Source organism: Fusobacterium sp. FSA-380-WT-3A, from assembly GCF_012843705.1.
Taxonomy (GTDB): domain Bacteria; phylum Fusobacteriota; class Fusobacteriia; order Fusobacteriales; family Fusobacteriaceae; genus Fusobacterium_B.
Genome location: NZ_JABAFQ010000001.1, coordinates 190,013 through 204,986, shown reverse-complemented (window position 1 = coordinate 204,986; position 14,974 = coordinate 190,013). Strand labels below are relative to the sequence as shown.

The window sequence follows — 14,974 nt, the reverse complement described above, 5'->3', positions numbered from 1 at the left end:
CTTTCTAAATCACTATAAAGTTGTTTATTAATTTCATTTTCAAGAACAGTATTTATTTCTACTCTACAGTTATAGTCCACTTATTTTATTCATTAGCACAAAGTTCATTCATTTTGGGAATCAGTAATTTATCTGTCCAGTAACAAACAATCTCAAAGGTATTGTCAATTTTTTCTTCATTTCCTATATCAAGATATATTTCATTGTTTCTTAAACTGTAAAATAATGGTTGTGTGTTGATGTCTAGTTTGGCATAATCATAAGGGTCATATGGACGGGAGTTTATTATATAGCAAACCTCTATGCTTATACTATCTTTTGTGTTCCCACTAAATGAGGAAAATGCAATCATATATGTAAAATTTTTACTATGTCTAATAAGTGTTTTATCGGATTTTTTATATTTAAATCCTAAATATCCATACTTTTCTTGTAACTTATTTCCAAGTATTTGTATTGCTTCATTAAACTTCATTGTATTCCCTCCATTTTTCCATTATAAAGAAGTAAGAAAATCAATATCATAATCCATATCATCAAAATAATAGTGGTTATTGTAATCAAAATTAACCTCAATTAATCTCCTTAATTTAAGCTAATTCATATTCAGCAATAGAAATCTTCTCTCCATTATCATTAATATAGGAAAGCCTTAAAAAATCATATCCATTTACTTTCACATCTTCCCAAGAGATTATATCCCCATTAATAAGAGTTACTGTTTTGTTATCTTCATTTATAAATTCTTCTTTTTCATCTTCATAATCAATGCTATATCCAAGTTCTAATATTAGTTTTGAAGGAGAAATATCATATTTTTTCAAAGAACGATTTTCTAACTGTTCTTCACTATATTCATCACAAAACATACTATTATATCCATGATAACCTTCATCAAAAATTATTATCTCTTCTTTAGTATCCCTATCTATTGCTACTATTTTAATTGGAATGTTATCTATATTTCCTATATATTTTACTTTTTCTCCTTTTACTTCAAATAATTCTCCACAATACCATAATTCTAATAAATCATTTCCAGATGATGAAACAACTGTCATGGTACTAAAAGTTTTTTCTTCATAATCTTTAATATTATTTCTTAGATATGTAGGAACTTTTATATTTTCTCTATTTGTAAAACTCTCTAAATCACTATAAAGCTGTTTATTAATTTCAGATTCTCCATAACCACATATTTTAGCTATTAATTCCATTCTTTTTAAAGATAATAAAGCCTTTTCTTTTAACTCTTCATCTATCTTACCTGTAATTTTTATCTGTGCAAAAGCTGTAGCTATTACTACTTCATCACTTTCATTAATTATGGCTTCTCTACTCAATCCTTTATCTTTTATTTTTAATTCCTCTGCAAAAGCTTTCTCATTAATTATAGATATAGGTTCAAAATACTCTATTCCCCATTCTTTTTCTATTAAATATTTTGGAAAATCTGTAAAATTAAAATTTTTATTTTTTCTTATTTTCTCCTCTATTATATGAAGTACATCATTTCCTGTATCACTTCCAAAAGGTGTTTCCTCATCTCCACAGTTACAATAAAGTTGTTCATCAGTAAAATGTTCTCTAAAATTAGGGTGTGAAGTAAGAAAATCAATATCATATTCTATATCATCAAAATAGTAGTGATTTTCAAAATCAAAACTTTTAATCTCTTCATAACCTTTTCTTATTTTAGAGTTAATAAGTTTTGTAGCTTGTTTTTCACATTCTTCTACACTATCCCACTCTTTAATCTCATATTTTCCTATGGTATCTATCTTTCCATAGTTGACTACAAATTTATTTTCTGATGTTTCTATCCACCAAAATTTTTGAGATTTTTCATCAATAAATTCAAAGGCTCTTTTCATAAAAACCTCCTTTTCCTAGTAACATTGAAGAATTAGCCATACATTATCAAAGTTTCTATTTTTTAAATCCTCTTTTCTAATATTAAAATATATCTTTCCACTATCTCCAAAATACAATCCATAATCTTCAAATTCAAACTCACTCATTTGCATAAGTAATATCCAATCCTTAGCATTTTCTATTATCTCATCTTTTAAATCTCCATATTTTATAGGTGCAGAGCCATAATAAAGATTTTTCCTAGCAACTCCCTCACACTCTTCAAAATACTCTCCTTGGATAAGTTCTGGGTGTCCTAAAAGTTTTGTGGTATCAGTTTTATATCCTAACTCATCTAAATCTTTTTCAAACTCTTTCTCTTTTCTTTCCATTTCCTCATCACTATCTTCATCATCATAGTAATCTAAAAAGTCAATAGGATAATCATTCATACTTTCAAAATCTATTTTAGCTTCAGGAATTATACAATCTTTTTCCATATCCTCTGGAAAATCAGTAGACACTAAATCTTCTATCTCTCCATCATAATAGAAAACTCTTGCACTTCCCCTATCATTAGGAGAAAATCCCCAAGTCATAGTCAGCAACTCATAGAAGAAATATAGTATTCCCTTTTCTGGCAAAAGACTTTCTTTATCATATTTATGTACCTCTTCACAATTAATTTGCATTAAAAATGAAAGTGGTCTATTTGCAACTCTTTTTTTATAATCTTCTCCATTGTAGTAATACCATTGAAAATCTTTTGGTAAATCAGGTTTTCCCCCAATTTTTGAACTTCCTTTAGGGACTTTTTCATTATTTTCTTCATCATAATTTATTACTATTGCATTTCTTTTTAAAGGTTCTAATTCTTTTTTATCTAGCATATTAACCACCTCTAATCCCACCAGAAATACCAAACACTAGAATCTACTAAACTACCAGCTAATAATCCAAGAGTGTCATAACTTTGGTCTACATCAGGACAATATCCATACATCTCTTCTGCCACTTCCATAGCTTCTTTTTCTGTTTTTATAACTTTTTCCACTCTATATTCCAATACATCATGAGTCATACTAATTGGTATAGCTCTATATTTTTCAAACCAATATCTTGATACTGCCATATGTTCTGATGTAGTAGGACACTCATTCCAATTTCCCATTGGTAACCAAGCAAAAATCTCCCAAGGATTTTTTACAGGAACTTTTACTATAAATAATTCAACAGGTTTTTCTGTTCTATAATCTAAAAATCCTATTGGAGAGTTAAGTTTATCCTCTCCACTATCTTCAAACTCTCCTAATATTTCCTCTTCCCAATCCATTTCGTCATCTTCAGCTTCATCTTTTCTTCTATTTATTAAATCACTCAATATATTTTCTCCACCCTCTGAATAAATAGAAGAAATATATCTTTTCCTATATTCTCTTACATCTTCTATATTAAATTCTTCATCATCTGATATATTAAAAGAAAAACTTTCTAAAAGTGTCTCATCTACTGTTACAATAACAGGGAAATATCCTTTTTCTTTTCCCTCCTCTACATATTTTTCAAACTTTTCCAATATTTCTTCATAGGTATTTTTAGGAAAATATTCATATTCACAGTCAAAAAACTCCACAAATTCCTTTGCTAATTCACTCATTTCTACCATAGTATCACTTTCCTTTTAACAATTATACTCTTCTGCTATATCATTTGAAAAAGTATTTTCTTCTACATTTCCTAAAAACTCAAGCTCTCCCCATTCATTAGAGATTTTTGGAATAACTCCACTATATTTACAAGAGGGTATTCCAAAGAAACAATTATATTTTTTATCAAATTTATCTTTTCCTAAGAATTTTTTTATAGGCTCAATTAACTCCTCCCAATCTTTAAATAAAACTTCTAATTCATCTGTTGGCTCTTCACTACTTCCACACACTTGAAAATCCTCATCAAAAGTTACTCCAAAATCATATTCAAATCTATTAAAGTATTCTTCAAACATCTCTTCAAATTTTTCTTTCCACTCTCTTTCTACAGAAAAGATTTTTTCTAACTCTTTATTAAAATCTTTTTCTAAAAAATTATATTCAGGATTATATTCGTCTTCTTCTCCTTCAAAAATACAGTAAAATGATTGAATATATTTATAGAAATCTTCTACATCTTTAAAATTTCCTGCCCAAAATCCTAAATAACCAGCTTTTCTTTCACATAATTTCTCAATCATAGTACTACCTCCTTTTTTATTAAAAATAAGATTTTATTTCTTTTCCTGTTTCATTTTTAATTCGTTCTATTTCTTTATTCAATAAAGAAAAATCACAAATATCTTTTTTTATTTTATTTTTAGCTTTCAAACTATTTATCTTTTCTGTTAAAGTTTTTCCACTTCTATCTTTTTTTAAAAGATTATTTACTCTTAAAATAATAAAATCAAAAGGTTTGTATTTTCTATATTTTATAATATCATCTTTAAATTTAAATATTACTGTTTCAGGTTTAGAATTCCATAAAATAATAATCCACATTATTGCATTATAAAGCTGTTTTGCTGTTGAATTCCACTCATCACTACTGTTATTTATTATTTTTTTATTGCTCTTTTGTTTAAGATCTATATTTTCACTTTTTATCGGATTGAATATAGGAAGTCCTGGATGATTTAAATATTTTAAAAAATCTCTTGCTGCTCCCATTCCACACTGAATTATTTTAACTTCATTGTTATTTTTGTCAATAACTTTAAAAATATAATATTCATTTTTTATAATAGCTTCTGCATCACTATATTTTTTTTGTCCATTTAACAAAACTGTATGCAATACTGGAATAACTTCATAATTTTCTACTATTTTTTTTCTTAAATTAGCTCCTCTACACTTCATATTAACTCCTTAAAGCATATTTAAAATTTCTAATCTAATTCTGCTCTACTAAATAAATCTAAAATCTCCTCTCTATTTTCACAACTTTCTTTAAATTTACAAATAAATTCAATTAAAGAATCTTTATCTTCTGAATATGCTACAAACATACTTCCCTCTGGGTCAAAATCAACCTTCTCTTGTAACTCTGGACATTTTTCATCTAAAAATACTTTTGCTAAACTAGCCCAATCATATCCATTTCCTTCAAATCCCTCTTCTTCACGAGTATCAAATACTTCTTGTAAATATTCCCCTACTGTTAAACAAACTGAATATGAATTATCATGTTCTACCCAAAAAAATGGTTTTATTTTTTCTTCAAATTCTTTATTCATAACTCCTCCTTGATTTATAAATAACACACCACTATTTCAATATCTAAATCTTTAAAAATATCTTTTATCATAGGTTCAACTTTATCCCATGATAATCTATCAAGTCCACAACCTATTTTAGGCATAACCAATCTTTTTATATTTTTGTTTTCAGATATTTTTTCTCTCATTTCTATTAATGATTCTTCTAAAGATTTATAACTAGGTATTTGCCAATATCTATCTTTAGTTATTAAATTAAATACATTATCTACTTCAATACATTTTTCTTTTAAAGTTTCTGGTTTTTCTTTAGAAAGTTCTATTAGAATTTTTTTCATATTATATCTTCTATTAAATTCAACAGCTATTCCAGCTCCAAGTGCATAATCTCTACTTATGCAATGAGCATAATAACAATCTTTATGATTAAACACATCATCTTGAATTATTTTATATTTCATTTTACTCTTCCTCTTCTTCAGAATATTCTTTTTCAATATCTATAAAATGGATATAAAATCCACAAATTTCTCCATTTTCATCATATCCAAAATAACATGGATAATATCCATCTCCCCAACCTGATGCAAAAATTGGAATATTTAACTCTGTATTAGGAATTGTCCAATTTACCCAATCTCCATACTCTCTTTGATATTTAGGATATTTCTTAGCATTTTCTATCAATAAATCATCAAATATATCATCAAATGGATTATCTGCTTCTTCCTCTTCTTCAAGTTTTTCCCAATATTTTATATATTCCTCTTGAGTTTTTTTATCTACAACACAACCCATTCCAGCATCTACACCAAAACCATAAAACTCATCTTCTTTAGCCTCATCTAAATTTTCTTCAACTCCTGTCATAGCTAATTCATAAACTATTGGTTTATTTTTATTGAATTCCACTTTTACACAAGCATATCTATCTCCATAATCTTTACTTAGAACTACTGATATTTTTATAGGATATTTTCCAACAGGAACTTTTTGAATAAATGTTCTTGCGTCCATTAAATCTACCAATGGGTCACAAGCTAAAATTTCTCCAGTAGGTAAGTTTACCTCTCCAATATCTAAAATATCAACTTCCATTTCTCCAATTTTCTTTTCATTAAAATAACTTTCTAAATCAACCTTGCATCTTAATTTTTCTTTATTTCTTTCATACATCTCTTGCCAATTATTATTTACAACTTCTTGCATATTTTCTTCTCCTTTATCCCAATAAAAAATCTCTCCATCTCCACTTACATCAAAAAATCCCACTTGATATTTTTCACAAAGTTTTTTCATTAAATTATATGCTTCTTCATCTTTACTCCATGGAAATGCAAGGTATATCACATCATAACCTATACAATAATCTGTTAAATAATCTTCTAATTCTGGATTATTTTCCATTTCTTCATCATTTGGGCTATCTTCCCCATCCATAGGAGGAAAAGTTTTTATCATCTCTTTGTAAAAAGCTTGAAGTTTTTCTGATGAAACATTTATATCATCATAATCATGTTCTTCTCCCCACTCTGTCTGCTCATCATACCATTTTAAAAATTCTTCTCTATCCTTTGGTGCTTTTGAAATCTCAAATGCCATTAAATCATAACTCATAGAATCCTCCTTATGAATGTTGTTCTCTTAAATATATAATATCTTCTTTTTCATCATATAAAAGTCCTATTATTTCTCCCCACATTGTAAATGGTATAATCTCTATTCCCATTACACACATATCCTCAGTAGGTGCTGGTGTCAATTCCAATTCATCTTCAATATTAACAAAAAAATCTCCCAAACAATTTTTTAGCTCTTCTTTATCTATAAGCAATTCATCTTCAGGAGTTATTCCATAATTTTCTGTAAGAGCTTTGACAGATACAACTTTTTCTTTTAACTCATAATAATATTTTGCCATATTGTAACAATAAAAACTTTCAATATAATATTCTAAATCTTGCTCTTCTTCAAAAATTATTCCCTCTATTTTATTTAAAATATTTTCTACATAATTTGCTATTTTTATTTTTTTATCAAGATAATATTTTTTATTTTCTTCAAAATCTCTTTCTAAAATTTCATAAAGTCTTTCCACATCATTTTTTCCAAAACAATCTATATTTCCTAAAAACTCATACTTACCATTTTTTAATTTAAACCCAAAATAATAATTTTCAGAAAATTTATAGGACTTTATGCAAAAGATTCCATCAATTGTTAAAAAATGATAATCTCCTATTGTACAAATAGGCTTAAAATAATATTTTAATTTTTCATCTATAAAAACATCTTTATAATCAGGAAAAAATTTTACATTTTCCATAATCCCTCCTATAAAAAAATGCCCATGACAAAGCTGTTCCTTATTTTAAATTAAAGAACAATCAATGTCATAAGCATCACCTCTTTTTAATTTGGATATTTTTCTCTTTATTCAACTTAAGAATTTTATAAGATTAATTAACTTTTTAATTTATTTATAGCTTCTTCCATAGAAATTAATTTTCCATATCTATTATTCCAAATAAAATTATTATAATATTTAACTGTTTTTTCTCCAGATAAATACTCGTTGTCCACTGTTGAATTAGTTTCTTTAGTAAAATATATTTTAAAATTATTCTCAAACCCACTTTTAATTGTAGCATCAATACATTTATCAGTTTGAAGTCCTACCACTATTATTTCTTTTTCATTTTTATCCTTTAAATATTCTTTTAACCCTGTATCTTTAAATGCACTATTCACAGTTTTTATAAAAATTTTTTCCTTGTCTTTAGATTTAAATTCTTCATAAATTTCAAAACCTATTTTTCCTTGAGTAAGTTCACTATCTGCTCCATCATCATGTATTATATAGACAATTTCTTTTTTATTTTCTCTTGCTATATTTATCAATTTTTTTATATTTTCTATAAAACTTTCAAAGTTATATAAGTTTTTATTTACTAATAATTTTTGAGTATCTACCACTAATAAAATCATTTTTAATCCTTCTCATTATATATTTTTATATTTATTACCAATCTCTTTCTCTTATAGCTTCTTCTATATCTATGTCTATGTCAAAATATTCAAGTATTTTCCCTACTGTTACTCCTATACTATCTCTTGCTACTGTTTCTATCTCACTATCGTTTTCATCAAACTCTTCTTGTAAATCATTAATTTTTTCTGTCATTTCATCAAGTTTCTCTTGAACTTCTTCTAAATCTTCATACTCTTCTTTTTCTAAAAATTCAACTACTTCTACTATACAATCTTTTACTTTATCTACTAAAAATCTTGGGTAGTAATCATCATTATACATATCTTTTAAATATATAAAATCAGAATTTAATTTTTTTGTCATAATTAAATACCTCCTATAAATTTTCTAAGATTTCTTTTGCAAAAGTTCTAATATTTTCATCATCATTTGATAAAAGTTTTTCTATAATATCTTTACTATTTTCTACTACAAAATTAGTATAATAAAAGGCACTATTGCATTCTTTTTCTAAGCCTTCTTCTTCAAAATGAGCTTCTATATATTCTTCTTCATCATCAAAATCTTCCAATTTTAAATCTATATTAAGAATATTTTTCATATCTGGATAAACTTCTAAATTCTCAATAGACTCTTCAATAAAAAATTCTTTTTTTATATCTTTTATAGTTTCTGCTATTAATTTATAGATTTTTAATATATGGTAATATTCTTCCTTTTTATCCCCATATCCTTTTTCTAATTGACGAGTTAAAAAAATCATTACAAAAGGAGTTAAAGTCCAAAAAGTTGATTGATGTTCTATATTACTTTCTATATTTTTCAAAACTTCTAAATTAAGAAGATTATTATTTTTTATATCTTCTCCTATCTTTTTACCACAGTTATAAGCTCCAAAAAGTTTTGTCCAATCTATTTCACTAGCTTTCACTTTTTTTATATATTCAAGATTTCCATCAATATTTACCATTTTATTCTCCTAATAATTTATAAAGTTTCTCTATCTCGTTTTTTTCTAATGGCTCTACTAAAATATATTCTCCATCTATAAATGAGTACTTATCCTTAGGTAAACTTTCAATAAACTTAGTATAATCTACATCACCAAGCATTTCATAAGAATTTTCATCATCTGGATTTCCATTTATAATTACAAAAATTAATCTCCAAAATTTTACATCTTCATTTTTTACTATATCAAAGTTCTCATATTCAACACTTGGTTTAAAAGGTAATATTATTCTTACACTTTCAGTTAAAGTATAAGCTCCAAATATCTCTTCATTATTATTTTTATAAAATCGTTGATTAGCAGAGAAAGCATCTATATATTGAATTTCTGTTATAATTTTACTAAAAGTTTCTATGGGTTTTTCAGAATTTTTTATACTTTCTAATAACTCATTATTAAAAGAAATAGGTCTATATATTCCATAAATTTTTGAAATTTCACTTCCTTTTTCTTTAAGATTATCTTCTATACTTTGTATTCCATACTCTATATCTTCAATATATGGATAATCTCTAATAGTTTCTAAAGTATATTCTTCTCCATGCTCATTCACTATTTTGTTATTTTCTAAAAATTTTCCTAACTTTTCAACAAAATCAAATACTACTTCCCAATCTCCAATACTACAAGGGGTAAAAACCCTTATTCCATAATATTTATTTTTATTATTATATGAAATCTCAAAACCTCTAGCACTTTTTCCTTCTTCTCCAAGAAGAATACATTCAAAACTTTCTAATTTTTCATCTAAAAATTTTTCTATATTTTCATCAGCTTCATCTAAAGTATATTGTGAAATATTTTCTCCTATTTCCAAAACTTTTTCTATAGTTATACTTTCTTTATCCTTCAAATTTTTTATAAAAAAACTTATACTCATAAAACCTCCTAATCTTCATCTAAAGCTTCATAAAGTTTGTCCAAAATAGGTATAATTTCATCAGGTATTCCCTCTCCCCAACCTGGACTTTCTAAAACTTCTCCCTCTAAAGCTATATACATCTCTTCAGGTATCTTAGCTTTCATCTCATCTTCATCAACTTCTCCTGTCCAATCATATCCAGAATTATATGGGTCACTCTTAGGGTCAAAAGCATATTTTTGATTTTTATAAAATCCTGAAATATAATTTTTCTCAAGAGTTTCAATAATATCATAATCTTCCAAAAGCCAAGAATCTTTCTTTTTACAATCCTCTCTATTTTCATATTGTTTAAAATCTTGAGGGTTCATATACCAATATAAAAATAGAGCTGTTCCTTTGTCAGTATCAGGTTGTTCTGCTATCCATTTAATAACTTCTTTAGAATTATCAAAGTTCCAATCTATTGCTAAAAGTTGTCTTGTCTCTGGAGAGTTTTTCTTTAAGTAGTCTATAATCAATTCGTTTTCTAACTCATCAAATTCATCTTCATCAATTTCTATGTTTTCCCAATCAAAATCTTCTCTTAAAATATCTTCTACTTTTAACATATGACATTCCTCCTAATCTATTATATTTTTTCAAAAATTTAATTTTAACTTTATTTATCTAAAATTTCTAAAGTCCTCATAGTTACATATTCTATATCTATTTTTTTTAAATCTTCTTCAATCAAAAAATAAATATTATCAAAACAAAGAATATTATCTCTATATTCATATTGTGCATATAGTTTTCCATATTCTGAAATCCATACTTCTGCTGGATAAATATATCCTATAACTCCAAGAGGTTGGCAATTTTGTCCAGCTATTTTTTCTATCTCTTCTTTTCCTCTAGTTATCATATCCCTAAAAACTGCTTCTTCTAAATTATCCTTTATACCATTTTGAAGATAGGGAAAAAGTCCAAATTCAAAATAATTTTTTCTTTTTATATTTCTATCTGTAAAATACCATTCACTACATAATCCAAAATATTTTTTATAAAATCTCTTAGTAGTTTTCATCATTTCTAATCCATATTTCTGATAATGTTTTTCCACTATAGAAATATCAACACTTCTTCCCTCATACCAACCAGCACACTCTAGTAATTTTTTTACTTTTTCTTGCAAAGAACCTGTTATTTTAACTGGATTTTTTATCATAAAAACTCCCTCTAATTTATTGAATTATATCAATCTTCTTTAACAACAATCCCAATTATATATTACCTCATCAAAATTAAGTTCTTTTAAATCTTTTTCTCTTATAAAGAAATTAGCTATTCCACAATCTCCCCACATAATTTCATGCTCATCAGTACCTTCACTATCTATTTGAAGAAGTAAAACTTCATACTCTTTATCTCTAATATCATTTTGAGTATAATCAGGATAACCTCCTATTTTATGTCCAGCTCCAAATAATTTATCATTTAGGTTTTTATCTTCTTCTAAAATTTCATAAAAATCATAACAAATATTATAACCTAAGTTATTTTTTCTATATTTTTCAAAAATCTCTTTATACTCTTCTCCTTTTTCTTTTTCAAATTTTTTTATCTCTTCTATAAAAAATTCTGAAAATCTATCATCTGAATCTGTACAATAACCATCTTTTAATTCAAATTTTAAAGAAAATTCACTTTCTATTGGGAAATAACTATCTTCATCTTCATATGGTTTATATTTTCCTAAAATTTCTTCCTCTGTTACATTTTTATCTATTTCTTTATAATACACTACCTTATATCCATTTCCTAAAGGGTTATCAAAATCAAGTCCAATACAATCATCATTTAATACCCAAAATTGTAACATTCCCTCTTTCATTGGATAAATATTATTTTCTGGTAATTCCTCTACATTTATTTGAGCAAGTAATGTAAATTGTCTATTTTCTTTATCTTTTGGGACTTCCTTATCTTTAGGTAAGTATGGAAGTCCCCCAAATTTACTTTGGAATAAATTAGGTTTATCATCAGACACTTCTATTTTAATCATAGATTTTTTATTTTTTTCTAAAATATCTAAAACAATTTTCTTAATTTCCTCATTAAATTTTAATTCCTTTTCTGTAAGTTTTTTCTTACCCATATTTACCTCCTACAACCATTCTATATTAATTTCTTTTCTCGGAGCAGTTCTTTGATAACTTATATCAGGATATCCTATCAACATACATGTACATACAACATTTCTTTTTAATTTGAATTTTTTAATAAGTTCCTCATTGCTAGTAATTCCCATTTCTATAAATCCACTAAAAAGAACTCCTAACCCCATCATATTAGCCATCATCTCTATTTTATCTCCAGCTAATACTCCATTAGTCTTATTTGAACTTGTGATTACTAAAACCATTGGTGCTTTAAAGAAAAGTTTATCATTTATACCACGATTTTCATACATTTCTACAAATAAACTTCTATATTTTCTTAGAAACATATTATTTTCACCTGAATTAGTAAAATTATTTATTCCCTCCCAAATAAGTGGTTTAAATTCTTCTAATTTATCTTGAATAACATAATATTTTATATCTTGGATATTAGCTCCTGTTGGGCTATATCTTCCAACTTCTAATAATTTTTCAATAATATCCTTATCTATTTTTTTATCTTTAAAATGTCTGATACTTCTTCTTGATTTTACAAAATTTAAAAAGACTTCTGAATTTATTTTAGAATCTAAACTTTTTAATTCTTGTGTTTCTTCATATCCCTCAAAAGTTATAGCATTTGTTGGACACACAGCTACACAATGCCCACACATCATACAATCACTTTTTATCTTTATTTTTTCCTCTTCAAATATAATATTTTCTGGAAAACAATCCTTAATACACATTTTACATTTAATACATTTATCGGAGTCTACCCTAATCATATTTCTATTCCTCCCTAAAAGTTTCAATGTTTCTAGTAATATACATCATTACATAAAGAACTATCATTATTAAAAGAGTTCCTGTCATAAGTGCATATTGTTCCATCTTTAAAATAGAATATAGTACTGCATATATTCCTGATAAAAATACAAACATTCCTATACCATAATTATTATTCTTAGTTACTGCTTTTATATACAATGAATTTGGAATTACCACCATTAAAGTGGCTATTATATAAGCTAATTCAAAACTAAAATATTCTGACATTGAAAGTAAAACCAAGTAAAACATTGTAAGTGAAAATCCTACTACTCCATATTGAACATAGTGAGTAAACCTTTTACTTGTTACTTCAAAAATATATACTACAAAAAGGCTTAACATTATAAAAAGCATACTATATTTTACAGCTTTCATAACTTGTCTATAGTGAGTTATTCCCTCATATAAATCTACTCCAATTTTTCCTTCTGATATATCAGAATAAAATCCATCTGCAAAATCTTGTTTATAGTTTCTTACAAAAGATGATATATCCCATTTTGCTCTAAATCCATTTTCATCAATTACTTTTGTACTTGGTAAAATTCCATAAAATTTTGGAGATTTCCAAGGAGAACTTACTTCAAAATGATTTTCCTTTCCAAAAGGTAAAATATTTATACCACCATTACCTCTTAGATTTAACTTAATAGAAAAAGTTATTTTTCCTTCTTCTAAATAATTTTTTTCTATAGTTCCTGATATTCCTGTACTTAAATTCCATTGTTTAAGTCCAGTCCCTGATGCTAAGTATATATCTTCCTCTCCTACTTGAAATTTTTCAACTTTCATTATAGACTTAGTATCTGTTATTCCTAATCCTATTCCAATATTATATGGGTACATATTAGCTGGTAATATATCCTTTAATTTAGGAAATTCCCCCTCTAATATAACATCTCCATTGTAAACTATTGTTTTATATATTCCCCTTTCTCTTACTTCGTCTTTTAAATCAACTTTTATATTTAGTTTATCTGGTAATACTATCCAATCTTTTACAATAGTTTTCTCTAATTTTTTTCCAGAATCATCATAACTTACTTCTTTATCACTATATGGAATTATTAAAAATTCTCCTGCAATAGTTTGTTTTTTACCCCATTCATTTCCAATTTCTTCTACCATATTTCTATAAGAATAATCTCTTTCGTCAATTATTCTATTTATAAAAAACATTGGTATTTGTAATAAAATAGCTAATATAAAAAGAAATCCTATTTTTTTTACAAGAGAATTATTATCTCTTAAACTAATCATAAAATCCCTCCTTTTAATTAGTCTAATTAAAATTTAATTTTTATAGTGTCCTCTTCAAAAGCTACCCCTTTTGATACTGTAATTGGCAATTTTTGATGTACTGAAAATCCAATAGTTTCTCCATCTTTTAATTCAACATTATTTCCAACTACATAATATATAATATCAAAGATAAAATCATATATATCAAAAGCCTCTTTTTTAGAATCTAAAATTTCTATCTCTTTTTTATCAAAAAATTTAAGTCCATCAGTATATCCCCCTATTCCTTTTTTTGTACGGTAAAGTCCTATATATACTATACTTTGAATTGGAAGTTCTTTCTCTTCTTTTAAATATTTTGTATGACTTAAAAATTCTTCTCTTGCCATTACAGTAGGAGCTTTATAAATTCCTATTGTATTTTCTAATTTTAATACAGAACTTGAAAGTTTTACAAAAAGTTTTCCTGTTTCTATTGGATTTTCTCCAAAAGTAGCTACAATCATTTGAGATTTATGTTTTGAAACTTTCTCTACTCCACCTTGCCATAAAAAATTATTTTTAGCATTTTCCTCTGCCTCATTATTTGGAACAGGGGATTTAATAAAAGCTAATGAACCTCTCATTCCATCAATTTCAAAAACTAAAACATCATCTTTAATTTCAGATTTATCAATTTCTATTTCCCAATCTTCTTTTAAATTTTTTATTATTTCATCAAAATTACAATTTTCATCTTCAAAAAGTATAAACCCATTTAAAATTTTTCTATCTTTTTCCATAATTT

General features: G+C 25.9%; 20 protein-coding genes. All 20 read right to left on the bottom strand.

Annotated features, from left to right (window positions below):
* Positions 1-85: 85 nt before the first annotated feature.
* Positions 86-475 (bottom strand): hypothetical protein, encoded by a 390-nt coding sequence (locus HF862_RS00975; RefSeq protein ID WP_170186050.1) that lies wholly within the window; start codon positions 473-475, stop codon positions 86-88.
* A 115-nt stretch (positions 476-590) separates the two neighbouring features.
* Positions 591-1,874, bottom strand: a complete 1,284-nt coding sequence (locus HF862_RS09935) for a WGR domain-containing protein (protein WP_206038967.1) — start codon at positions 1,872-1,874, stop codon at positions 591-593.
* A gap of 15 nt (positions 1,875-1,889) precedes the next feature.
* Positions 1,890-2,744: a YwqG family protein gene (locus HF862_RS00960; protein ID WP_170186049.1), complete on the bottom strand. Its 855-nt coding sequence runs from the start codon at positions 2,742-2,744 to the stop codon at positions 1,890-1,892.
* A gap of 11 nt (positions 2,745-2,755) precedes the next feature.
* Entirely contained in the window at positions 2,756-3,520 is a 765-nt protein-coding gene (locus tag HF862_RS00955; RefSeq protein ID WP_170186048.1) for a DUF4253 domain-containing protein, read from the bottom strand.
* A gap of 15 nt (positions 3,521-3,535) precedes the next feature.
* Positions 3,536-4,084 carry a hypothetical protein gene (locus tag HF862_RS00950; protein WP_170186047.1) on the bottom strand — a complete coding sequence of 183 codons (549 nt, stop codon included), beginning with the start codon at positions 4,082-4,084 and terminating at the stop codon, positions 3,536-3,538.
* Positions 4,085-4,103: 19 nt separating this feature from the next.
* Positions 4,104-4,742, bottom strand: a complete 639-nt coding sequence (locus HF862_RS00945; protein ID WP_206038965.1) for a hypothetical protein — start codon at positions 4,740-4,742, stop codon at positions 4,104-4,106.
* 29 nt (positions 4,743-4,771) lie between these two features.
* On the bottom strand, positions 4,772-5,119 hold the full coding sequence (locus tag HF862_RS00940) for an immunity 51 family protein (RefSeq protein WP_170186046.1): 348 nt from the start codon (positions 5,117-5,119) through the stop codon (positions 4,772-4,774).
* A 14-nt stretch (positions 5,120-5,133) separates the two neighbouring features.
* A complete protein-coding gene (locus tag HF862_RS00935) occupies positions 5,134-5,562 on the bottom strand; it encodes a macro domain-containing protein (protein ID WP_170186045.1) in 429 nt (142 codons plus the stop codon).
* Position 5,563: 1 nt separating this feature from the next.
* Positions 5,564-6,718 (bottom strand): DUF4241 domain-containing protein, encoded by a 1,155-nt coding sequence (locus HF862_RS09965; protein WP_240934734.1) that lies wholly within the window; start codon positions 6,716-6,718, stop codon positions 5,564-5,566.
* 10 nt (positions 6,719-6,728) lie between these two features.
* Positions 6,729-7,427: a hypothetical protein gene (locus HF862_RS00920; RefSeq protein WP_170186044.1), complete on the bottom strand. Its 699-nt coding sequence runs from the start codon at positions 7,425-7,427 to the stop codon at positions 6,729-6,731.
* A 137-nt stretch (positions 7,428-7,564) separates the two neighbouring features.
* Positions 7,565-8,089 (bottom strand): cysteine hydrolase family protein, encoded by a 525-nt coding sequence (locus tag HF862_RS00915; protein ID WP_170186043.1) that lies wholly within the window; start codon positions 8,087-8,089, stop codon positions 7,565-7,567.
* A gap of 34 nt (positions 8,090-8,123) precedes the next feature.
* Positions 8,124-8,456 (bottom strand): DUF5713 family protein, encoded by a 333-nt coding sequence (locus tag HF862_RS00910; protein ID WP_170186042.1) that lies wholly within the window; start codon positions 8,454-8,456, stop codon positions 8,124-8,126.
* 13 nt (positions 8,457-8,469) lie between these two features.
* On the bottom strand, positions 8,470-9,063 hold the full coding sequence (locus HF862_RS00905) for a hypothetical protein (protein WP_170186041.1): 594 nt from the start codon (positions 9,061-9,063) through the stop codon (positions 8,470-8,472).
* Between the two features lies 1 nt (position 9,064).
* Entirely contained in the window at positions 9,065-9,985 is a 921-nt protein-coding gene (locus HF862_RS00900) for a DUF4299 family protein (protein ID WP_170186040.1), read from the bottom strand.
* An 8-nt stretch (positions 9,986-9,993) separates the two neighbouring features.
* Positions 9,994-10,578 (bottom strand): DUF4274 domain-containing protein, encoded by a 585-nt coding sequence (locus HF862_RS00895; protein ID WP_170186039.1) that lies wholly within the window; start codon positions 10,576-10,578, stop codon positions 9,994-9,996.
* Positions 10,579-10,628: 50 nt separating this feature from the next.
* The gene (locus HF862_RS00890; RefSeq protein ID WP_170186038.1) at positions 10,629-11,177 is read right to left on the bottom strand and encodes an SUKH-3 domain-containing protein; all 549 of its coding nucleotides are present in this window, start codon (positions 11,175-11,177) and stop codon (positions 10,629-10,631) included.
* Positions 11,178-11,216: 39 nt separating this feature from the next.
* Entirely contained in the window at positions 11,217-12,107 is an 891-nt protein-coding gene (locus HF862_RS00885; protein ID WP_170186037.1) for a YwqG family protein, read from the bottom strand.
* 9 nt (positions 12,108-12,116) lie between these two features.
* Complete coding sequence (locus tag HF862_RS00880) at positions 12,117-12,899, bottom strand: nitroreductase family protein (protein WP_170186036.1); 783 nt, start codon at positions 12,897-12,899, stop codon at positions 12,117-12,119.
* Between the two features lie 4 nt (positions 12,900-12,903).
* Positions 12,904-14,205 (bottom strand): cell envelope integrity protein CreD, encoded by a 1,302-nt coding sequence (gene creD, locus HF862_RS00875; RefSeq protein ID WP_170186035.1) that lies wholly within the window; start codon positions 14,203-14,205, stop codon positions 12,904-12,906.
* Between the two features lie 26 nt (positions 14,206-14,231).
* Complete coding sequence (locus HF862_RS00870; protein WP_170186034.1) at positions 14,232-14,969, bottom strand: DUF4261 domain-containing protein; 738 nt, start codon at positions 14,967-14,969, stop codon at positions 14,232-14,234.
* Positions 14,970-14,974: the final 5 nt, after the last annotated feature.

Bases quoted from the DNA above. Each gene is read 5' to 3' on its own strand.
- HF862_RS00975 (WP_170186050.1), bottom strand. From the start codon at position 475: ATGAAGTTTAATGAAGCAATACAAATACTTGGAAATAAGTTACAAGAA.
- HF862_RS09935 (WP_206038967.1), bottom strand. From the start codon at position 1,874: ATGAAAAGAGCCTTTGAATTTATTGATGAAAAATCTCAAAAATTTTGG.
- HF862_RS00960 (WP_170186049.1), bottom strand. From the start codon at position 2,744: ATGCTAGATAAAAAAGAATTAGAACCTTTAAAAAGAAATGCAATAGTA.
- HF862_RS00955 (WP_170186048.1), bottom strand. From the start codon at position 3,520: ATGGTAGAAATGAGTGAATTAGCAAAGGAATTTGTGGAGTTTTTTGAC.
- HF862_RS00950 (WP_170186047.1), bottom strand. From the start codon at position 4,084: ATGATTGAGAAATTATGTGAAAGAAAAGCTGGTTATTTAGGATTTTGG.
- HF862_RS00945 (WP_206038965.1), bottom strand. From the start codon at position 4,742: ATGAAGTGTAGAGGAGCTAATTTAAGAAAAAAAATAGTAGAAAATTAT.
- HF862_RS00940 (WP_170186046.1), bottom strand. From the start codon at position 5,119: ATGAATAAAGAATTTGAAGAAAAAATAAAACCATTTTTTTGGGTAGAA.
- HF862_RS00935 (WP_170186045.1), bottom strand. From the start codon at position 5,562: ATGAAATATAAAATAATTCAAGATGATGTGTTTAATCATAAAGATTGT.
- HF862_RS09965 (WP_240934734.1), bottom strand. From the start codon at position 6,718: ATGAGTTATGATTTAATGGCATTTGAGATTTCAAAAGCACCAAAGGAT.
- HF862_RS00920 (WP_170186044.1), bottom strand. From the start codon at position 7,427: ATGGAAAATGTAAAATTTTTTCCTGATTATAAAGATGTTTTTATAGAT.
- HF862_RS00915 (WP_170186043.1), bottom strand. From the start codon at position 8,089: ATGATTTTATTAGTGGTAGATACTCAAAAATTATTAGTAAATAAAAAC.
- HF862_RS00910 (WP_170186042.1), bottom strand. From the start codon at position 8,456: ATGACAAAAAAATTAAATTCTGATTTTATATATTTAAAAGATATGTAT.
- HF862_RS00905 (WP_170186041.1), bottom strand. From the start codon at position 9,063: ATGGTAAATATTGATGGAAATCTTGAATATATAAAAAAAGTGAAAGCT.
- HF862_RS00900 (WP_170186040.1), bottom strand. From the start codon at position 9,985: ATGAGTATAAGTTTTTTTATAAAAAATTTGAAGGATAAAGAAAGTATA.
- HF862_RS00895 (WP_170186039.1), bottom strand. From the start codon at position 10,578: ATGTTAAAAGTAGAAGATATTTTAAGAGAAGATTTTGATTGGGAAAAC.
- HF862_RS00890 (WP_170186038.1), bottom strand. From the start codon at position 11,177: ATGATAAAAAATCCAGTTAAAATAACAGGTTCTTTGCAAGAAAAAGTA.
- HF862_RS00885 (WP_170186037.1), bottom strand. From the start codon at position 12,107: ATGGGTAAGAAAAAACTTACAGAAAAGGAATTAAAATTTAATGAGGAA.
- HF862_RS00880 (WP_170186036.1), bottom strand. From the start codon at position 12,899: ATGATTAGGGTAGACTCCGATAAATGTATTAAATGTAAAATGTGTATT.
- creD (WP_170186035.1), bottom strand. From the start codon at position 14,205: ATGATTAGTTTAAGAGATAATAATTCTCTTGTAAAAAAAATAGGATTT.
- HF862_RS00870 (WP_170186034.1), bottom strand. From the start codon at position 14,969: ATGGAAAAAGATAGAAAAATTTTAAATGGGTTTATACTTTTTGAAGAT.